Origin of the sequence: Mycobacterium sp. 1245801.1 (assembly GCF_001673055.1) — a bacterium.
In the GTDB taxonomy this organism is placed as follows: domain Bacteria; phylum Actinomycetota; class Actinomycetes; order Mycobacteriales; family Mycobacteriaceae; genus Mycobacterium; species Mycobacterium europaeum_A.
Genome location: NZ_LZKY01000104.1, coordinates 1 through 20751 on the forward strand (window position 1 = coordinate 1; position 20751 = coordinate 20751).

Genomic DNA, 20751 nt, shown 5'->3' on the forward strand with positions numbered 1-20751 from the left:
CCCAAACCAATTGCTTACCTTTGGCGGCCGCAGTCACCGCGAGGTTGGCGACGTATTCCTTATCGACGGTGAGCGGGGCTTCCTTGACGTGCGCGCTCATCCGGGTACGCACCTGGCCGGGCCGGATCACCAGCACGCGAACCCCGTACTCACGCAACGCCTCTCCGAGCCCCAAATAGAATCCGTCCAACCCGGCCTTGGTGGAGCCGTAGACGAAGTTGGACCGCCGCACCCGCTCACCGTCGATAAGGAATACGTCGCCAACCTCGCGGTGACTGCGGCCGCCAAAGGTAAGGAATTGGTTTGGGCACCAGCAGCATTCCGCTATGTGATGATGGTGTTGCGACACGTCCCGCGTCCCATCTTCCGCAAGCTTCCCATCTGATCATGCGCAACGCGCTGGCCACCCTCGGCCAGATGGCCTTGGCGGCGCTGGTCGCGGTAGCCGTCGCGGTGGTCTCGCTGATCGCCATCTCCCGGGTGCAATGGCCGGCGTTCCCGTCCTCCAATCAACTGCACGCCCTGACCACCGTCGGGCAGGTCGGCTGCCTGGCCGGGCTGGTCGCCGTCGGCTGGGCGTGGCGGCGCTGCAGCCGTCCCCGCGGCCGGTGGTTGACCCGGTTGGGTGGGCTGGTGTTCGTGTCGGCGTTCACCGTGGTGACGCTGGGCATGCCGTTGGGGGCGACCAAGCTGTACCTGTTCGGCATCTCCGTCGACCAGCAGTTCCGCACCGAGTACGTGACCCGGCTCGCCGACAGCCCCGCCCTGCGCGACATGACCTACCTCGGGCTGCCGCCGTATTACCCGCCGGGCTGGTTCTGGATCGGCGGGCGCGCCGCCGCGCTCGGCGGCACACCGGCGTGGGAGATCTTCAAGCCGTGGGCCATCACGTCGATCACCATCGCGGTCGCGGTCGCGCTGGTGCTGTGGTGGCGCCTGGTCCGGTTCGAATACGCGCTGATCGTCACCGCCGCGACGGCCGCGGTGACGCTGGCCTACGGCTCGCCCGAGCCGTACTCGGCGATGATCACCGTGCTGTTGCCGCCGATGCTGGTGCTGACCTGGTCGGGCCTGCGCGCCGGTGAGCGCGGGACTGGCCGCGCTCCTGACGCCGAGCGTGAAACTAACTGCACAGTCGATTCCGAGCGTGAAACTAACTTCACACTCGCGGCAGGGGTGCGCGCGGAGCCGGACGCGCCTGGTCGTGCGGGGTGGAGCGCGGTGATCGCCGCCGGGCTGTTTCTGGGCTGGACGGCCACCTGGTACACGCTGCTGTTCGGGTTCACCGCGTTCACGGTCGCACTGATGGCCCTGTGGCTGGCCGGCGTGCGCTGGCGGCGCAACCGGCACAGCGGCGGCGTCAAGGCCGCCCTCGATCCGCTGCGGCGGTTGGCCGTCATCGCCGGCATCGCCGTCGTGATCGCCTGCACCACCTGGTTGCCGTTCGTGTTGCGGGCACTGCACAACCCGATCAGCAACACCGGCAGCGCCCAGCATTACCTGCCGGCCGACGGCGCGCAGCTGACGTTTCCGATGCTGCAGTTCACGCTGCTGGGCGTCGTCTGCCTGATCGGCACCCTGTGGCTGGTGGTGCGGGCCCGTTCGTCGGTGCGGGCGGGCGCCCTGGCCATCGGCGTGCTGGCGATCTATTTGTGGTCGCTGCTGTCGATGCTCACCACGCTGGCGCGCACCACCCTGTTGTCCTTCCGGCTGCAGCCGACCCTGAGCGTGCTGCTGGTCGCCGCCGGGGCGTTCGGCTTCGTCGAACTCGCCCAGGCGCTGGCCGCCGCGGGCCGCGACCGCGGCTGGGGCCGCGCCGTCTCCCCGGTGGCCGGCGCGATCGGGCTGGCCGCCGCGATCGCGTTCAGCCAGGACATCCCCGACGTGCTGCGGCCCGACCTCACCATCGCCTACACCGACACCGACGGTCACGGCCAACGCGGGGACCGCCGCCCGCCCAGCGCCGAGAAGTTTTACGCCACAATCGATCACGCCATCACCCAGGTGACCGGCAAGCCGCGCGATCAGACCGTCGTGATGACCGCCGACTACAGCTTCCTGTCCTTCTACCCGTACTGGGGATTTCAGGGCCTCACCTCGCACTACGCCAACCCGCTCGCGCAGTTCGACCTGCGGGCCGCGCAGATCAACAAGTGGTCCAACCTCAAGACCGCCGACGAGCTGCTCCATGCCCTGGACACCTGCCCCTGGCCCCCGCCCACGGTTTTCCTCATGCGCCGCGGCGCCGCGGGCAACTACACGCTGCGGCTGGCCGAGGACGTCTACCCCAACCAGCCCAACGTGCGGCGTTACACCGTCGATCTGCGCGGCGCCCTGTTCGACAGCCCGCGTTTCGCCGTCCAGAGCGTCGGCCCGTTCGTGCTGGCCATCCGCAAGCCGGGGGCGTAACCGCTGATGAGCACCGACACCACGCCTCAAACGGGGCCTCAAACGGCCGAAGAACTAGCATCTAGCTCCGTGAACGACACGGGAGCGAATCACCGGATCGCCCGGCTGGTTGCCTCCGTCGCCGGGCTGCTCGGCGTGCTGCTGGCGATCGCCACCCCGCTGCTCCCGGTCAACCAGACCACCGCCCAACTGAACTGGCCGCAGAACGGCACCTTCGGCAGCGTCGACGCCCCGCTGATCGGCTACGTGGCCACCGATTTGAACATCACCGTCCCGTGTGACGCCGCCGCCGGACTGGCCGGACCCGGCAACGCCGGCAAGACGGTGTTGTTGTCGACGGTGCCCAAGCAGGCACCCAAGGCCGTCGACCGGGGCCTGCTGATCGTGCGCGCCAACAACGACCTGGTGCTGGTGGTGCGCAACGTCCCGGTGGTGACCGCTCCGCTGAGCGAGGTGCTCAGTCCGGCCTGCCAGCGATTGACCTTCACCGCGCACGCCGAGAAGGTCACGGCCGAATTCGTCGGACTCACGCAGGGACCCAACGCCGAGCATCCCGGCTCGCCGCTGCGCGGCGAGAAAAGCGGCTACGACTTCCGGCCGCAGATCGTCGGGGTCTTCACCGACCTGAGCGGACCGGCGCCGTCGGGCCTGCACTTCTCGGCGACCATCGACACCCGCTACAGCAGCAGCCCCACCCCGCTGAAGATGGCCGCGATGATCCTGGGGCTGGTGCTGACCGCCGCCGCCCTGGTCGCGCTGCACATTCTCGACACCGCAGACGGCACCCGGCACCGCCGCTTCCTACCGGCCCGCTGGTGGTCGATCGGCGGGCTGGACGCGCTGGTGATCGGCGTGCTGGTGTGGTGGCATTTCGTCGGCGCCAACACGTCCGACGACGGCTACATCCTGACCATGGCACGGGTCTCCGAGCACGCCGGCTACATGGCCAACTACTACCGCTGGTTCGGCACGCCCGAAGCGCCGTTCGGCTGGTACTACGACCTGCTGGCGCTGTGGGCCCACGTGAGCACCACCAGCGTCTGGATGCGGTTGCCCACCCTGGTGATGGCGCTGACGTGCTGGTGGGTGATCAGCCGCGAGGTCATGCCCCGGCTGGGTCATGCCGTCAAACAGAACCGGGCCGCGGCCTGGACCGCCGCGGGCATGTTCCTGGCCGTCTGGCTGCCGCTCGACAACGGCCTGCGGCCCGAGCCGATCATCGCCCTGGGCATCCTGCTGACCTGGTGCTCGGTGGAACGCGCGGTGGCCACCAGCCGGCTGCTGCCGGTGGCGATCGCCTGCATCATCGGCGCGCTGACCCTGTTCTCCGGGCCGACGGGCATCGCCTCGATCGGCGCGCTGCTGGTCGCGATCGGGCCGCTGCGGACCATCCTGCATCGCCGCTCCACGCGGTTCGGTGCGCTGCCGCTGATAGCCCCGCTGCTGGCCGCCGCCACCGTCACCGCGATCCTGATCTTCCGCGACCAGACCCTGACCGGCGAGATCCAGGCCAGCATGCTCAAGCGGGCCGTCGGCCCCAGCCTGAGTTGGTTCGACGAACACATTCGCTACGAGCGGCTGTTCATGGCCAGCCCGGACGGGTCGGTCGCCCGCCGCTTCGCCGTACTGGCGCTGGTTCTCGCGCTCGGCGTCACGGTGGCAATGTCGTTGCGCAAGGGCCGGATTCCGGGCACGGCCGCCGGGCCGAGCCGGCGCATCGTCGGCATCACCATCATCTCCTTCGCCGCGATGATGTTCACCCCCACCAAATGGACCCACCACTTCGGGGTGTTCGCCGGGCTGGCCGGACCGCTGGGCGCGCTGGCCGCGGTCGCGGTGACCGCGGTGGCGATGCGGTCGCGGCGCAACCGGACCGTGTACGCCGCGGTGGTGCTGTTCCTGGTGGCGTTGTCGTTCGCCAGCGTCAACGGCTGGTGGTACGTCTCGAATTTCGGCGTGCCCTGGTCCAACGAGTTCCCGGCCTGGCACTACGCCTTCGCCACCGCGCTGCTCGGGTTGACCGCGGCGGTGCTGCTGCTGGCCGCCTGGTTCCACTTCGTCGCCCCGGACAACGGGCCGCCCAGAACCCGGCTGGGCGCCCGAGTGGCCGGAATCATCCAGTCCCCCTTGGCAATTGCCACATGGGTCCTGGTGGTGTTCGAGGTGGCCTCGCTGACCCTGGCGATGACCGACCAGTATCCGGCATGGTCGGTCGGTCGCTCCAATCTGCAAGCGCTGACCGGGAAGTCGTGCGGACTGGCCGAGGACGTGCTGGTGGAGCAGGAGCCCAACGCCGGCATGCTGGCGCCGGTGAACGCTTCGGTCGCCGACGCATTGGGCGCCGGCCTGTCGGAAGGCTTCACGCCCAACGGAATTCCCGCCGACGTGCGCGCGGACCCGGTGATGGAACGGCCGGGTGACCGCAGCTTCGTCAACGACGAGGAGAAGACCGGCAGCAACCAGGCCGGCACCGAGGGCGGCACCACCCCGGCACCGGGCATCAACGGCTCGTCGGCCCAGCTGCCCTTCAACCTCGATCCCGCCCGCACGCCGGTGCTCGGCAGCTGGCGCTCGGGCATCCAGATTCCCGCGCACCTGCGGTCCAGCTGGTATCGACTGCCGGCGCGCGACAAGGCGCGCCCGCTGCTGGTGGTGAGCGCCGCCGGGCGCTTTGACCCCCGCGAGGTCCAGGTGCAGTGGGCCACCGACGATCAGGCGGCCGGCGGACACCCCGGCGGTTCGTTCCAATTCGCCGACGTGGGGGCGTCGCCGGCCTGGCGCAACCTGCGGTTGCCACTGTCGGCGATCCCGAGCTCGGCCACCCAGATCCGGCTGGTCGCCGACGACGAGGACTTGGCCCCGCAGCACTGGATCGCGCTGACCCCGCCCAGGATTCCGCAGCTGCGCACGCTGCAGGACGTGGTGGGCTCCGCCGACCCGGTGTTCCTCGACTGGCTCGTCGGGCTCGCCTTCCCGTGCCAGCGACCGTTCGGTCACCAGAACGGCGTCGACGAGACGCCGAGATGGCGCATCCTGCCCGACCGATTCGGCGCCGAGGCCAACTCGCCGGTGATGGACAACAACGGCGGCGGCCCGCTGGGGGTGACCGAGCTGTTGGTCAAGGCGACCACGATGGCCACCTACCTCAAGGACGACTGGTCTCGCGACTGGGGTTCGCTGCAGCGGCTGACGCCCTACTACCCGGACGCGCAGCCCGCCCACCTGCTGCTGGGGACGGCCACCCGCAGCGGCCTGTGGGGCCCGGCACCGCTGCGTAAAACCTAGGCGCACAGCACTTTTCTCGAGGGCTTCGCCGCACGGGTGCGACGGCCCGCGCGGGCCGACCCTTGCCGTCCGCCGTCGGTAAGCCTAGACTTACGGTTCGTGGTCACTTACCAAACGGGTGACGTCTGGCTGGCACTGGCGGATGGGACGCGGCGGGCCATCGTGGAGCGTCTTGCCCACGGCCCGTCGGCGGTCGGCGAGTTGGCCCGCGACCTGCCGGTCAGCAGACCGGCGGTGTCCCAGCATCTCAAGGTGCTCAAGTCCGCCGGGCTGGTGCGCGACCGCGCCGCGGGCACCCGCCGCGTCTATCAGCTCGATCCGGCCGGCCTGCAGGCGCTGCGCGCCGACCTCGACCGGTTCTGGACACAGGCGCTGGCCGGCTACGCGCAGACCATCGACGAGATGAACGAGGGAGCATCATGACCCAGCGGATTGGAAACGTCAACCACCACATCGTCGTCAACGCCCCCCTCGAGCGCGCGTTCGCCGTCTTCACCGAGCAGTTCGGCGCGTTCAAGCCGCGCGAGCACAACCTGTTGGCGGTCCCGATCGCCGAGACGGTGTTCGAACCCCAAGTGGGCGGCCATATTTACGACCGAGGCGTCGACGGCAGCGTGTGCCGATGGGCGCGGATCCTGGTCTACGAGCCGCCACACCGCGTGGTATTCAGCTGGGACATCGGTCCGACATGGCAGCTGGAAACCGACCCGGCCAAGACGAGCGAGGTCGACGTCCGCTTCACCGCCGAGTCCGGCGAACGCACCCGGGTCGACCTCGTACACCGCCACCTGGACCGGCACGGGCCGGGCTGGGAGTCCGTCGCCGACGGCGTCGACGGCGACGCGGGTTGGCCGTTGTACCTCGGCCGGTACCGGGAGTTGATCGTCGGCGGTGATCCGCGATGAGCGCCGACCTGATGACCATGGCCCGCGCCGAGCGGGCCGACCTCGCCGAATTCCTGGCCACCCTGGCGCCGCAAGACTGGCAGGCGCCCACCCTGTGCACCCGCTGGAGCGTCAAAGACGTTGTCGCGCATGTGATCAGCTACGAGGAGCTGGGCGCGCTGGGGTTGCTGAAACGGTTCGCCAAGGGCGCGATCGTGCGGGCGAACCAGGTGGGTGTCGACGAATTCGCGGCCCTGACCCCGCAACAGCTGCTGGAATTCCTGCGCGGCCACCTCCAACCGCGGGGACTGACAGCGGGTTTCGGCGGGATGATCGCGCTCGTCGACGGCACCATCCATCACCAGGACATCCGCCGCGCGCTCGACCGGCCGCGGCAGGTGCCGCCCGATCGGCTCGAGCGGATCCTTCCGCTGGTGCCCGGCAATCCCCGGCTCGGCGCCGGACGCAGGATCCGGGGCCTGCGCCTGCGCGCCACCGACGTCGAGTGGACGCACGGCGACGGGCCCGAGGTGACCGGCCCCGGCGAGGCGCTCCTGCTGGCCATGACCGGGCGTCCGGCCGCCCTGGCCGACCTGGACGGTCCGGGGCTGGCCACGCTGGCGGGCCGAGTCCGCGGATAGCGTCCCCGGTGCACGCGCGGCCCCGCGTCCTCATCGGACAAAGCAGCGTCGCTTACGATCGAGCCTCGTGCCCCACGACGGTAAAGAGCGATCGCAGCGGATCCCCCGGTCGGTGGCCGCCATCGCGGGAATCGTGGGCCTGCTGCTGTGCCTGTCCGTCCCGCTGCTTCCGGTGCGGCAGACCACCGCAACGGTCCTGTGGCCCCAGGGCAGCACGGACGGGCACGTCAGCCAGATCACCGCGCCGCTGGTGTCCGGGGCGCCCCGCGCGCTGGACATCTCCATTCCCTGCCCGGACATCGCCACCCTGCCCGCCGGTGGCGGCCTGGTCGTCGCGACGCTGCCGCCGGGTGGCATGGACGCCGGGAAGAACGGGCTGTTCGTGCGGGCGAACACGGACGTCGTCGTCGTCGCGTTCCGCGACACCGTGGCCGCGGTCGCGCAACGCTCGGCCGTCGCCGCCGGCGGCTGCAGCGTGCTGCACGTCTGGGCCGACGCCGGCGCGACCGGCGCGGACTTCGTCGGCATACCGGGCGCCTCGGGGATCCTGTCGCCCGAAAAGAAACCCCAGGTGGGCGGCGTCTTCACCGACATGAAGGTGCCCGCGGGGCCGGGGCTGTCGGCCCGCATCGACATCGACACCCGCTTCATCACCGCGCCCACCGTCCTCAAGGAAATCGTGATGGCCCTGGGCGCCCTGGCGGTGCTGACGGCCATCATCGCGCTCGCGGTGCTGGACCGCCGCAGCCGGGGCGGCAGCACCCTGCTCAACTGGCGCTCCCCGATCGCCTGGCTCTCCCGGTATCGCCCCGGCACGCACCTTGCCAACTGGCGGCGGGTGGGCATCGCGACGTGGATCGCCGACGCCGGGGTCACCGCCACGCTGCTGTTGTGGCACATCATCGGCGCCACGTCGTCGGACGACGGCTACAACCTGGCCATCGCCCGGGTCGCCCCCGGCGCCGGTTACATCGCCGACTACTACCGCTACTTCGGCACCACCGACGCTCCCTTCGACTGGTACCTGAGCCTGCTGGCCAAGATGGCCTCCGTCAGCACGGCCGGCGTGTGGATGCGACTGCCCGCCACGCTGGCCGCGATCGGCTGCTGGCTGATCATCAGCCACTGGGTGCTGCGCCGGCTCGGACCCGGCCGCGGCGGCCTGGCGGCCAACCGGGTCGCGGTGTTCACCGCGGGCGCGGTCTTCGTGGCGGCGTGGCTGCCGTTCAACAACGGACTGCGGCCCGAACCGCTGATCGCCCTCGGCGTGCTGGTCACCTGGATGCTGGTGGAACGGGCGATCGCGCTGCGTCGGTTGGCCCCGGCGGCGGTGGCCATCATCGTGGCGCTGCTGAGCGCGACGCTGGCACCGCAGGGCCTGATCGCCGTCGCCGCGCTGCTGACCGGGGCGCGCGCCGTCGCCCAGACGATCCGGCGCCGCCGGCAAAGCGACGGCCTGCTCGCACCGCTGGCCGTGCTGGCGGCCTCGGCGTCGCTGATCCTCGTGGTGGTCTTCCGCAGTCAGACGCTGGCCACGGTCGGGGAATCGGCCCGCATCAAGTACAAGGTCGGCCCGACCATCGCCTGGTACCAGGATTGGTTGCGCTACTACTTCCTCACGGTGGAATCGAACCCCGACGGGTCGATGGCCCGGCGATTCGCCGTGCTGGTGCTGCTGCTGTGCATGTTCGGCATGCTGGTCACCCTGCTGCGTCGCGGCCGGATCCCGGGCGTGGCCAGCGGCCCGGCGTGGCGGTTGATCGGGACCACGGCGTTCGGCCTGCTGTTGCTGACGTTCACCCCGACGAAGTGGGCGGTCCAGTTCGGTGCGTTCGCCGGGCTGGCCGGCGCGCTGGGCGCGGTCACCGCATTCGCCCTGGCCCGGATCGGCCTGCACAACCGCCGCAACCTGACCCTGTACGTGACCGCCCTGCTGTTCGTGCTGGCGGTGGCGACCTCCGGCATCAACGGCTGGTTCTACGTCGGCAACTACGGGGTGCCGTGGTACGACATCCAGCCGGTCGTGGCCAGCCACCCGGTGACGTCGATGTTTTTGGCGCTGTCGATCGCGACCGGCCTGCTGGCCGCCTGGCAGCACTTCCGGATGGACTACGCCGGGCACACCGAGGTCAAGGACAACCGGCGCAACCGGGTGCTGGCGTCGACGCCGCTGCTGGTGGTCGCAACCATCATGGTCGTCGGCGAAGTCGCGTCGCTGACGAAGGGCGCGGTGTTCCGCTATCCGCTCTACACCACCGGCAAGGCGAACCTCGCCGCGATCAGCTCGGGGCTGTCGAAGACCAGCTGCGCCATGGCCGACGACGTGCTGGCCGAGCCCGACCCCAACGCCGGCATGCTGCAGCCGGCGCCCGGGCAGACGTTCGGGCCGGACGGCCCGCTGGGCGGTGTCAACCCGGTCGGCTTCAAACACGACGGCGTGGGCGACGACCTGAGGTCGTACCCGGTGGTCACCAAGCCGGGCGTGGTGAATTCCACCGGCTCACCCAACAAACCCAATGCCACCATGACCGACTCCGCGGGGACGGCCGGCGGCAAAGGCCCCGTCGGGGTGAACGGGTCGCACGCGGCGCTGCCGTTCGGCCTGGACCCGGCCCGCACCCCGGTGATGGGCAGCTACGGCGAGAACTCGCTGGCCGCCACCGCGACCTCGGCGTGGTACCAACTGCCGCCGCGTAGCCCGGACCGGCCGATCGTGGTGGTGACGGCGGCCGGTGCCATCTGGTCGTACAAGGAGGACGGCACCTTCACCTATGGGCAGCAGCTCAAACTGCAGTGGGGCGTCGCCCGTCCCGACGGCACCACCCAGCCGCTGGCACAGGTGTATCCGATCGACATCGGGCCGGAGCCGGCGTGGCGCAACCTGCGGTTCCCGCTCACCTGGGCGCCACCGGAGGCCAACGTGGCCCGCATCGTCGCCTACGACCCCAACCTGAGCTCGGACCAGTGGTTCGCGATCACGCCGCCGCGCGTCCCGGTGCTGCAGACCCTGCAGCAGTTGATGGGGTCGCAGACCCCCGTGCTGATGGACATCGCCACGGCCGCGAACTTCCCGTGCCAGCGGCCGTTCTCCGAACACCTTGGCGTTGCCGAACTACCGGCATACCGCATCCTGCCCGACCACAAGCAGACGGCCGCGTCGTCGAACGGGTGGGAGGCCAGCGAGGACGGGGGTCCGTTCCTGATCACTCAGGCGATGCTTCGTACCTCGACGATCGCGACGTACCTGCGGGGTGACTGGCATCGCGACTGGGGATCCGTGGAGCAGTATTTCCGGTTGGTGCCGGCTGATCAGGCGCCCGACGCCACAATCGAACAGGGTGTGATGACAGTGCACGGGTGGAGCCGGCAGGGACCGATTCGGGCGCTGCCATGAGCGATCGTAAGGGCGGCGAAGCCGGGCGCCGGGGGCACCTCCCGCTTGCGGGGGACGGGTCGCGAACCGACCAGCAAATGAGTGTCACGACCGTCGACAAGCGCGAGCGCGAAGCGTTGTCCCGCCAGGACGTGCGGGTGACGCGCTGGGTCGCGACGGTCGCCGGGCTGATCGGTTTCATCCTGTCGATCGCCACCCCGCTGTTGCCCGTCGTGCAGACCACCGCGACGCTGAACTGGCCGCAGAACGGCCAGCTGAACAGCGTTACCGCGCCGCTGATTTCGCTCACCCCGGTCGACGTGAAGGTAACCGTGCCGTGCTCGGTGGTGCGCGGCCTGCCACCGGAAGGCGGCGTCGTGCTCAGCACGGCGCCCAAGAAGGGCAAGGACGCCGCGCTCAACGCGTTGTTCGTGGTGGTCAACGGCAAGCGCGTCGACGTCACCGACCGCAACGTGGTGATCGCCAGCGCGGCCCGCGATCAGGTGGAGTCGGCACAGTGTCAGCGCATCGAGATCACCTCGACGAAGGCGGGCGCCTTCGCCACGTTCGTCGGGCTGACCGACCCGGCGGGCAAGCCGCTCGGCGGCGGCTTCCCCGACCCGAACCTGCGGCCACAGATCGTCGGGGTGTTCACCGACCTGAGCGGGCCGGCCCCGGCCGGTCTGCAGCTCTCGGCGACCATCGACACCCGGTTCTCCACCACCCCAACGACTTTGAAGCTGGCCGCGATGGTGCTGGCCATCGTTTCCACCATCGTCGCCCTGATCGCCTTGTGGCGCCTCGATCAGCTGGACGGTCACCGGATGCGCCGGCTCATTCCGGCGAACTGGCGCACGTTCACCCTGGCCGACGTCACGGTGATCTCCGGCTTCGTGCTGTGGCATGTGATCGGGGCGAACTCGTCGGACGACGGCTACATCCTGGGCATGGCCCGGGTGGCCGATCGCGCCGGCTACATGTCGAACTACTTCCGCTGGTTCGGTAGCCCCGAGGACCCCTTCGGCTGGTACTACAACCTGCTGGCACTGATGACCCACGTCACCGACGCCAGCCTGTGGATGCGGTTGCCGGACCTGATCGCGGGGATCGTGTGCTGGCTACTGCTCTCGCGGGAAGTGTTACCCCGGCTCGGCCCTGCGGTGGCCGCCAGCAAGGCGGCGAACTGGGCGGCGGGCATGGTCCTGCTGACGGCCTGGATGCCGTTCGACAACGGCCTGCGGCCCGAGCCGATCATCGCCGTCGGTTCGCTGATCACCTACGTGCTGATCGAGCGCTCCATGCGCTACAGCCGGCTCACCCCCGCCGCGCTGGCCGTCATCACCGCGGCCTTCACCCTGGGCGTCCAGCCCACCGGGTTGATCGCGGTGGCAGCGCTGGTCGCCGGTGGCCGCCCGATCCTGCGGATTCTGGTGAAACGCCATCGCCTGGTCGGCACCTGGCCGCTGGTGGCGCCGATGCTGGCCGCCGGCACGGTCATCCTGACGGTGGTGTTCGCCGATCAGACGTTGTCAACGGTGTTGGAAGCCACCAGGATTCGCACCTCGATCGGCCCCAGCCAGGCCTGGTACACCGAGAACCTGCGCTACTACTACCTGATCCTGCCGACCGTCGACGGCTCGCTGTCGCGCCGCTTCGGCTTCCTGATCGCCGCGCTGTGCCTCTTCACCGCGGTCTTTATCATGTTGCGGCGCAAGCGAATTCCCGGTGTTGCGCGCGGGCCGGCCTGGCGGCTGATGGGCGTCATCTTCGGCACCATGTTCTTTCTGATGTTCACCCCCACCAAGTGGGTGCACCACTTCGGGCTGTTCGCCGCGGTGGGAGCGGCGATGGCCGCGCTGACGACGGTGCTGGTGTCGCACGAGAGCTTGCGCTGGTCGCGTAACCGCATGGCCTTCCTGGCGGCGCTGCTGTTCGTGCTGGCCCTGTGTTTCGCCACCACCAACGGCTGGTGGTACGTGTCGAGCTTCGGCGTCCCGTTCAACAACGTGATGCCGCGGATCCACGGAATCAGCATCAGCACCGTCTTTTTCGCGCTGTTCGTGATCGTCGCGCTCTACGCGGCGTACCTGCACTTCGCGCCCAGGGACCGCGGCGAAGGACGGCTGGCGCGGGCGCTGACCGCCGCGCCCATCCCCCTTGCGGCCGGCTTCATGGCGTTCGTCTTCATCGCCTCGATGGTGGCCGGGATCGTGCGCCAGTACCCCACCTACTCCAACGCCTGGGACAACTTGCGGGAGTTCAGCGGCGGCTGCGGGCTGGCCGACGACGTGCTCGTCGAGCCCGACAGCAATGCCGGCTTCATGGCGCCTTTCAAAACAGGAGAGCCGGACAATTACGGCCCGCTCGGGCCGTTGGGTGGCGTCAGCCCAACGGGATTCACGCCCAACGGCGTACCGGACCGCACCCTGGCCGAGTCGATCAAGGAGACGGAGGTGCCGCAGCCCGGCACCGACTACGACTGGGATGCGCCGACCAAGCTGAAAGCCCCGGGCGTCAACGGCTCGACGGTGCCGCTGCCGTATGGCCTTGACGCCGGCCGGGTGCCGCTGGCCGGCAGCTACACCACCGGCGCGCAGCAGCAGAGCCGGCTCACGTCGGCGTGGTACCAGCTGCCGAAGCCGGATGACGGACACCCGCTGGTGGTGGTGACCGCCGCGGGCACCATCGCCGGCAACAGCATCCTGCACGGCCACACCAGCGGCCAGACCGTGGAACTGGAATTCGGCAGGCCCGGCAATGGCGGCGCGGTGCAGCCGGCCGGCCGGCTGGTGCCCTACGACCTGTACGGCGAGCAGCCGAAGGTGTGGCGGAACCTGCGCTTCGCGCGTTCGGCGATGCCCGCCGACGCGGTCGCGGTTCGGGTGGTTGCCGAGGACCTGTCCCTGACACCGGACGACTGGATCGCGCTGACTCCGCCACGGGTGCCTGAGCTGCGGTCGTTGCAGGAGTACGTCGGCTCCAAGCGGCCGGTGCTGATGGACTGGGCGGTGGGACTGGCGTTCCCGTGCCAGCAGCCGATGCTGCACTCCAACGGCGTCACCGACATCCCGGAGTTCCGCATCACCCCGGACTACAACGCCAAGAAGCAGGACACCGACACCTGGCAGGACGGTGTCAACGGCGGCCTGCTGGGCATCACCGACCTGTTGCTGCGGGCCCACGTGATGTCGACATACCTGTCCCATGACTGGGGCCGCGACTGGGGATCGCTGCGCAAGTTCGACACCATCGCCGACGCCCACCCGGCGCAGCTCGACCTGGGCACCGCCACCCGCACCGGATGGTGGTCACCCGGGCCGATCCGCATCAAGCCCTAGCGGAACGCCGAAGATACGGCGCCGAAATGGTTTTGCGCGTGGTTATTCGGCGTGGAATAGCGCAATGAATTAACGCCCGGGTAATTACCGGGCAAAGGTTTAATACCGCCAATCTCGGGTGAATACTCATTCCGCTGTGATCCAGTTCACACCGCGGAGCGAGGTGGCCGAATGCACACACTGACACGCCTGGGAACCTGCGCGGCCGCGGCCACCGCGGTCATCACCCCCGCCGCGGCTTCGGCCGTCGGCACCGCGTCCGCCGAGGGCGGCGGCACGACCGTCGTTTTCGACACCTATCTGCGGCGATGCGACTTCAGCAAGATCAGCATCGCCCCCAAAGTACCCGGCCCGATGCTCGGCACCGGTTCGGCCATCGTCCGCACCAGCGGATCCAGGGCGGTCGCCGAGGTGCACCTGGTCGACGCGCCCGAACCGGGCGCGCAATTCGACGTCGGCCTCATCGAAGAACCCCGCCCGTCCTCATCGACCTGCGGCCCCGGCGACCCGGGAACCGCATTTACCAGCATGGTCACCGACGGGGCAGGAAACGCAACGGCGACCGTTGCTGACACCATTCGGCCGGGCACGACCGGCGTGTGGGTGATTATCGAGCGGCCTAATGCGAACTCCCAGAACCCGGCGGAGTTCTATACCTCCGAGTTCGTGGTGCCGGTGCGGTCCTAGCCGCCGCGCGCCCGCGCGGTGGCGCCGGGCGAGCGGGTGAAGCGGGGACTTCCGGCCCTATTTTGACGTTTGAGTCAAATGTTGCGATGGGAGTATCCGAGGAAATCTGGGGAGGGAGCGGTGTCGGCGTCGCACAGGGACACAAGCCAGCAGCGAATCGCCGCGGCCGATGATGCCACCGGCGACATGGGTTCCCTGCTGCGCGCCGACGCCCGCGACGACGTCGACATGTCATCGGCCGTCGCCGAGGCGGCGGCGGACTTGGACCGCGGTTCGGCCATGCTCGTCGTGAAGCGGGGCCCCAACGTCGGGGCGAGATTCGTGTTGAACCAGCCGGTCATGAACGCGGGCCGGCATCCGGCCAGCGACATCTTTCTCGACGACATCACGGTCAGCCGCAGGCACGCCGAATTCCACTCCGAGAACGGCGAATTCCGCGTCGTCGATCTCGGCAGCCTCAACGGCACCTACCTCAACCGTGCCGCCGTCGACTCCGCGGTGCTGACCAACGGCGACGTGCTCCAGGTCGGCAACTTCAGGCTGATCTTCCTCACCGCCCAGCCGACGTAACAGCGACGAGGGGATTCGTGACCGCTGACCCCGGGCACAGTGCCGACGACATCCGGGTACGCATCGGCAAATTCAGTTCCGGCCGATCATTTCCGTGCGGTTCGGCACCAGTGGCCGGATCATATTGACCCGAATCGCCCGCGGCGCCCGCTTGCGGGCTACTGCCTGACGACCGGCCCGGCGCGTAGCGTCTGACCCATGAGCGACTACGCCCTAGAGGCGGTGGACCGGCTGCCGTTTTCCACCGACGAGAAATCGCAGCGCTACGCGACGGAGAACTACGGCGGCGCGGTGGGACTCAACTGGTACCTCACCGATCCCACGCTGCAGTTCACCATGGCCTACTACCTCGAGCCGGACGAACTCGCGCTGGCCGAACGCCATTTGACCCGCATCGGGGAGCTGATGGGCGGTCCGGTGGCGCGGTGGGCCGAGGAGACGGATCGCAACCCACCGCGGCTGCAGCGCTACGACCGGTGGGGTCATGACATCAGCGAAGTGGTCATGCCGGCCTCCTTCACGCAATCCAAGCGGGCGGTCCTGGACGCCCAGCGGGCGCTGCGCACCGAGGCGCGCGAGGCGAAGATGAGCTCGTCGCTGACCATGTTCGCCTCGAATTACCTGCTGAACCAAGCCGATATCGGCATGGGCTGCGCGCTGGGCACCGGCGGCGGCATGGTCCAGTCGCTGGTGGCCGCCTACGCGCCGCCCGACGTGGCCGAGCACGTGGCGGCCAAATTCGCCTCCGGCGAGTGGGCCGGCGAGACGGCGCAGCTGCTGACCGAACGCACCGGCGGCTCCGATCTGGGCGCGCTGGAGACCACCGCCCGGCGCGTCGGTGACGCGTGGTTGTTGAACGGCTTCAAGTGGTTCGCGTCCAACTGCGCCGGGCAGGCGTTCGTCGTCTTGGCGAAACCCGAAGGCGCACCGGATTCTTCGCGCGGCGTCGCCAACTTCCTGGTGCTGCGCACCCGCCGCGACGGATCCCGCAACGGCGTGCGGGTGCGACGGCTGAAGGACAAGCTGGGCACCCGCTCGGTGGCCTCCGGCGAGGTCGAATTCGTCGACGCCGAAGCGTTTTTGCTGTCCGGCGAGCCCACCGACGCCGCTGGGCCGTCCGACGGCAAGGGCCTGGGACGCATGATGGAGCTGACCAACGCCGCGCGCCTGGGCATCGCGTTGTTCGCGCTCGGTAACGCGCGGCGCGCCCTGGTGGAATCGCTGTGTTACGCCCGGCAACGCCGGGCGTTCGGCGGCGCGCTGATCGACAAGCCACTGATGCGGCGCAAGCTCGCCGAGCTGATCGTCGACGTCGAGGCGGCGCAGGCGCTGGTGTTCGACGGTACCGGCGCCACCAACCATCGTCAGCCGCGCAGCATGCGGCAGCGCATCGCCGTGCCGATCACCAAGCTCAGGGTGTGCCGGCTGGGGATCACCGCGGCCTCGGACGCGATTGAAATCCACGGCGGCAACGGCTATATCGAGACCTGGCCGGCGGCGCGGCTGCTGCGCGACGCGCAAGTGAACACCATCTGGGAGGGGCCGGACAACATTCTGTGTCTGGACGTGCGGCGCGGGATCGAGCAGAGCCGCGCGCACGAGACGCTGCTGGCGCGGCTGCGCGACGCGGTGTCGGTCGCCGACGACGGCGAAACCACCCGGCTGGTCGCCGGGCGGATCGAGGACCTGGACGCGGCGATCACCGCCTGGACCAAACTCGACAGGGAGACGGCCGAGGCCCGGCTGTTCCCGCTGGCCCAATTCATGGGCGACGTCTACGCCGGCGCCCTGCTGATCGAGCAGGCGGCGTGGGAGCGCGCGACCCGGGGCGGTGAGCGCAAGGCGCTCGTCGCGGGCCTGTACGCGCAGCGCCATCTCGCCGATCGCGGGGCGCTGCGCGGCATCGACGCCGACTCCGACGAGGCGCTGGAGCGCTTCGACGAACTGGTTGACGGCGCATTCGCCGCCGAGCAGACATAAAAGCACGCGAAAACGCCTCAAAATGAGCGTTTTTGGGTGCTTTTGCGTCTGCTCGCGTTGAGGCTCGAGGCCTAGATCGGGATGAGCCCGTGCTTACGGGCGGTGCGGAACCATAATTGCTTGTCCCGCAACAATTTCATCGACTTGCGCAGCAGCAGCCGGGTCTCGTGCGGGTCGATGACCGCGTCGATGAATCCGCGTTCGGCGGCGGTCCAGGGGATCGCCATGTTGAGGTTGTAACCCTCGATGAAGTCCTTCTTGATCTGCTGCGCCTCGGGGGTGGTGGGATCGGGGAACCGCTTCATCAGCAGCTGCGCGGCCCCCTCGGCGCCGATCACCGCGATGCGCGCGGTCGGCCAGGCGAAGTTGAAGTCCGCGGTCAGCTGCCGGGATCCCATCACGGCGTAGGCGCCGCCGTAAGACTTGCGGACCGTGATGGTCACCTTCGGCACGTCGGCCTCCACGACCGAGTACAGGAACCGGCCGCCGCGCTTGATGATGCCGTTCTTCTCCTGCTCGGCACCGGGCAGGAAGCCGGGCGTGTCCACCACGAACACCAGCGGGATGTTGAACGCGTCGCAGAACCGGATGAACCGCGCCGCCTTGTCGGAGGCCTCGTTGTCGATCGACCCGGACAGGTACATGGGCTGGTTGGCGATCACGCCGACCGGGCGCCCGTCGATCCGGGCGAACCCGGTGATGATGGCCGGCCCGTGCTGCGCGGCGACGTCGAGGAAGTCGCCGTCGTCGAAGATCCGCAGCAGGATCTCGTGCATGTCGTAGGCCATGTTGTCCGAGTCCGGCACGATCGAGTCGAGCTCGAGATCGGTCGGGGTGGTCTCCGGCTCGAGGCCAGGGTTGACGATCGGGGGCTCGCTGACGGCGCTCGACGGCAGGAACGACAGGAAGTCGCGGACGTACTGGAACGCCTCGGCCTCGGAGTTCACCACCTGGTGGATGTTGCCGTTGCGGGCCTGCGCATCCGAGCCGCCGAGCTCGTCGAGGGTGACGTCCTCACCGGTGACCTCCCGGATGACGTCGGGCCCGGTGACGAAGAAGTACCCCTGGTCACGCACCGAGACCAGCAGGTCGTCCTGGATCGGCGAATACACCGCTCCCCCAGCGCATTTGCCGAAGATCAGCGAGATCTGCGGCACCAGACCGCTCAAAGCCTCGTGGCGGCGGCCCAGCTCGGCGTACCACGCCAGCGAGGTGACGGCGTCTTGGATGCGGGCGCCGCCCGAGTCCTGGATGCCGATGATCGGGCAGCCGACCATCGCGCACCACTCCATCAGGCGGGCGACCTTGCGGCCGAACATCTCGCCGACGGTGCCCTGGAACACGGTCTGGTCGTGGGAGAACACCCCGACCGGCCGGCCGTCGATCATGGCGTGGCCGGTGACGCAGCCGTCGCCGTAGAGCGCGTTCGGGTCGTTGGGCGTCTTGGCCAACGCCCCGGTCTCGAGGAAGGTGCCGGGATCGACCAGCGCGTGCACCCGGGCGCGGGCGCTGGGGATGCCCTTCTTGTCGCGCTTGGCGACGGCCTTCTCACCGCCCGGCTCTTTGGCCAATTCCAAGCGACGGTAGAGCTCGGCCAGCTTCTCGGCGGTGGTGTGCTGAATGGGAGCCGGCGCCATCTCCGTCACTATTTGCCTACCTCACTCGTCTGACTGGTTTCGGCCTCCACCTTATTCAGCACGTCGGAGAGGTGAGCACCGACCTTGCCGATGATCGGTTCGTCGATGGCCTGGATGTGCTCGCCGCCGATCGGCACCACCTCGAGGTCGGCCACGTACTCGCCCCAGCCGCCGTCGGGCTGGCGGATCGCATACCGCGGCTCGAACTCGATGACGTCGTCGTGGTAGCGGTCGGCCATGTACAGGGTGACGTGGCCGTCGTACGGCTCGATCTGGACGGTCTCGAGCGCCCGGTTGTCCAGGTAGGACGTCCGCTGGTGCTCGACGATGCCGCCGGGGATCTGCACACCGCTCTGCTGGACGATGTCCAGCACGAACTTGACCTGGCCCTCGTCGTCGAGCTCCTCGAGCTGCTCGTAGGGGATCGCCGGAATCTCGACGTTGAAGGTGCGCTCGGCGAACTTCGCGTACCGGTCCCAGCGCTTGCGGGTCTCCTCCTGCGTCTGGGGGATCTCCTCGCCGGCGCGCACGGTGTCGATCATCCCGACGAAGCGCACGTCCTCGCCCGCGCGCTTCAGACCGATCGCGCACGCGTAGGCCAGCGCGCCGCCGAGCGACCACCCGGCCAGGATGAACGGCTTGCCCGCGTTCATCTCCAACAGCTTCGGCACGTACTGGGCGGCCCGCTCCTGGACGGTGCCCTCCACGCGCTCGAACCCGTACATCGGCGTATCCGCGGGCAGCCGGTTCAGCAGCGGCTCGTAGACGACGGTCGACCCGCCGGCCGGATGGAACACGAACACCGGCGGCTTGGAGCTGCCCTCGGGGCGCGCCCGCAGCGTGCGGACGAAGCCGTCGATCTGCCCGGCCTCCAGGTACTGACGCACCTTTTCGGCCAGCGCCTCGATGGTGTCCGACGTCAGGACGTCCTCGGCGGTGACGTCACCCTCGGCGCGCTCGGAGAGCCGCTGCGCCATCTTGGCCGCGGTGTCCTCGTCGAGCTTGGGCAGCGGGTTGAAGATGCCGCCCGGCGACTTGCCGGTCACGATCGCCCAGGTGGCGAAGGTGACCCGCTCGGCGGCGTCGCGCGGCGGCACATCGGAATTCAGCGCCTTGGCGACCGCCTCCTGGCTGAGCGCCGCGGCCAGGTCCGGCTTCGCACCGTTGGTCGCCGCGCCCTTCGGGCCCGACGGGTCCGTCGGAGGCGGCGGGATGGTGGCGTCCGACGGCGGTGGTTCGGGCTGCGTCTGGGGCTCGGCCTGCGGGTCCGGCGCCGGTGCGGCGGCCGTCGTCGGCGTGGCCCCGCTGAGCAATTGGGCCTGCTCCCTGGCGATCTCCTCGGGCGTCTGCGTCTTCTGGTGCTCGTGTAGCTGCTCGACCTCGTCGCGGTGCTCGACCGCGTACTCGATCAGCTTCTCGATGGCGTACAGGTTGGCGTCGCGCACGGCCGTCAATTGGATTGGCGGCAGGTCGAAGTCGTATTCGACGCGGTTCTTGATCCGCACCGCCATCAGCGAGTCCAGGCCCAGCTCGATCAGCGGCACCTCCCACGGCAGGTCCTCGGGCTCGTAGCCCATGGCCGCCGAGACGATCAGCCCCAGCCGCTCGCCGACGGTCTCGCCGGAATCCGGTGACCAGCGGCCCACGCTGGACGGCAGGTAGCGGTTGGTCAGGCTGTCCGACAGCGTCTCAGCGTCGGCGTCCTCGGCCGGCGCCTCGGGTGCCTCGACCGCGGCGGTCGTGGTCGGCGCGGCGATGGCCGCACCTGCGCCCACCGCGGTGGGCAACGCCGCCACGCTCTGACCGGCCCGCGATACCAGCGCGTCGTAGACCAGGGTGAAGGACTCGTCGATGCGGGCGTGCACCTGGACCGAGGCGCCGCCCGGGTGCCGGGTCATGGTCGTCACCAGCCGCGCGCCCGCACCGGGCACCGCGCGCTGCTCGGAC

At 69.4% G+C, this 20751-nt stretch carries 12 protein-coding genes and 2 pseudogenes; 11 read left to right on the plus strand and 3 right to left on the minus strand.

The features are described 5' to 3' along the window. Nucleotides 1-241, minus strand: a pseudogene (locus A5622_RS06365) (SDR family NAD(P)-dependent oxidoreductase); the annotation flags it as partial. Here A5622_RS06365 and A5622_RS27900 point away from each other — a divergent pair. The 11 genes and pseudogenes from A5622_RS27900 to A5622_RS06415 all read left to right on the plus strand — a co-directional run. Beyond that, a pseudogene (locus A5622_RS27900) lies at nt 233-385 on the plus strand (decaprenylphospho-beta-D-erythro-pentofuranosid-2-ulose 2-reductase); the annotation flags it as partial. The pseudogenes A5622_RS06365 and A5622_RS27900 overlap by 9 nt on opposite strands. A 2-nt stretch (nt 386-387) precedes the next feature. After that, the gene (locus A5622_RS06370) at nt 388-2409 is read left to right on the plus strand and encodes a galactan 5-O-arabinofuranosyltransferase (protein WP_066877364.1); all 2022 of its coding nucleotides are present in this window, start codon (nt 388-390) and stop codon (nt 2407-2409) included. A gap of 6 nt (nt 2410-2415) precedes the next feature. After that, nucleotides 2416-5694 carry an arabinosyltransferase domain-containing protein gene (locus A5622_RS06375; protein WP_156748754.1) on the plus strand — a complete coding sequence of 1093 codons (3279 nt, stop codon included), beginning with the start codon at nt 2416-2418 and terminating at the stop codon, nt 5692-5694. Between the two features lie 99 nt (nt 5695-5793). Further along, nucleotides 5794-6117, plus strand: coding sequence for a helix-turn-helix transcriptional regulator (locus A5622_RS06380; protein WP_066877368.1), 324 nt, complete (start codon nt 5794-5796; stop codon nt 6115-6117). Continuing rightward, the gene (locus A5622_RS06385; RefSeq protein WP_066877370.1) at nt 6114-6599 is read left to right on the plus strand and encodes an SRPBCC family protein; all 486 of its coding nucleotides are present in this window, start codon (nt 6114-6116) and stop codon (nt 6597-6599) included. Before A5622_RS06380 ends, A5622_RS06385 begins: the two co-directional genes overlap by 4 nt. Further along, nucleotides 6596-7219 carry a maleylpyruvate isomerase family mycothiol-dependent enzyme gene (locus A5622_RS06390; RefSeq protein WP_066873078.1) on the plus strand — a complete coding sequence of 208 codons (624 nt, stop codon included), beginning with the start codon at nt 6596-6598 and terminating at the stop codon, nt 7217-7219. Before A5622_RS06385 ends, A5622_RS06390 begins: the two co-directional genes overlap by 4 nt. 67 nt (nt 7220-7286) lie before the next feature. Further along, a complete protein-coding gene (locus A5622_RS06395; protein ID WP_066877372.1) occupies nt 7287-10613 on the plus strand; it encodes an arabinosyltransferase domain-containing protein in 3327 nt (1108 codons plus the stop codon). A 77-nt stretch (nt 10614-10690) separates the two neighbouring features. After that, nucleotides 10691-13930: an arabinosyltransferase domain-containing protein gene (locus tag A5622_RS06400; RefSeq protein WP_066877374.1), complete on the plus strand. Its 3240-nt coding sequence runs from the start codon at nt 10691-10693 to the stop codon at nt 13928-13930. Nucleotides 13931-14101: 171 nt separating this feature from the next. Further along, complete coding sequence (locus tag A5622_RS06405; protein WP_066873084.1) at nt 14102-14617, plus strand: hypothetical protein; 516 nt, start codon at nt 14102-14104, stop codon at nt 14615-14617. 120 nt (nt 14618-14737) lie between these two features. Further along, the gene (locus tag A5622_RS06410) at nt 14738-15187 is read left to right on the plus strand and encodes an FHA domain-containing protein (RefSeq protein ID WP_066873087.1); all 450 of its coding nucleotides are present in this window, start codon (nt 14738-14740) and stop codon (nt 15185-15187) included. A 198-nt stretch (nt 15188-15385) separates the two neighbouring features. Further along, on the plus strand, nt 15386-17167 hold the full coding sequence (locus A5622_RS06415; RefSeq protein ID WP_066877376.1) for an acyl-CoA dehydrogenase family protein: 1782 nt from the start codon (nt 15386-15388) through the stop codon (nt 17165-17167). A 71-nt stretch (nt 17168-17238) separates the two neighbouring features. Here the strand turns inward: A5622_RS06415 and A5622_RS06420 are convergent, their stop codons facing one another. Then, nucleotides 17239-18804, minus strand: coding sequence for an acyl-CoA carboxylase subunit beta (locus A5622_RS06420; RefSeq protein ID WP_156748756.1), 1566 nt, complete (start codon nt 18802-18804; stop codon nt 17239-17241). Nucleotides 18805-18812: 8 nt separating this feature from the next. Beyond that, the coding region (locus A5622_RS06425; RefSeq protein ID WP_197507959.1) for a non-ribosomal peptide synthetase at nt 18813-20751 on the minus strand (1939 nt) is incomplete at its 5' end.

Excerpts from the sequence above, each read along its gene's own strand:
- A5622_RS06370 (WP_066877364.1), top strand. The coding sequence starts at position 388 with ATGCGCAACGCGCTGGCCACCCTCGGCCAGATGGCCTTGGCGGCGCTG.
- A5622_RS06375 (WP_156748754.1), top strand. The coding sequence starts at position 2,416 with ATGAGCACCGACACCACGCCTCAAACGGGGCCTCAAACGGCCGAAGAA.
- A5622_RS06385 (WP_066877370.1), top strand. The coding sequence starts at position 6,114 with ATGACCCAGCGGATTGGAAACGTCAACCACCACATCGTCGTCAACGCC.
- A5622_RS06390 (WP_066873078.1), top strand. The coding sequence starts at position 6,596 with ATGAGCGCCGACCTGATGACCATGGCCCGCGCCGAGCGGGCCGACCTC.
- A5622_RS06400 (WP_066877374.1), top strand. The coding sequence starts at position 10,691 with ATGAGTGTCACGACCGTCGACAAGCGCGAGCGCGAAGCGTTGTCCCGC.
- A5622_RS06405 (WP_066873084.1), top strand. The coding sequence starts at position 14,102 with ATGCACACACTGACACGCCTGGGAACCTGCGCGGCCGCGGCCACCGCG.
- A5622_RS06415 (WP_066877376.1), top strand. The coding sequence starts at position 15,386 with ATGAGCGACTACGCCCTAGAGGCGGTGGACCGGCTGCCGTTTTCCACC.
- A5622_RS06420 (WP_156748756.1), bottom strand. The coding sequence starts at position 18,804 with ATGGCGCCGGCTCCCATTCAGCACACCACCGCCGAGAAGCTGGCCGAG.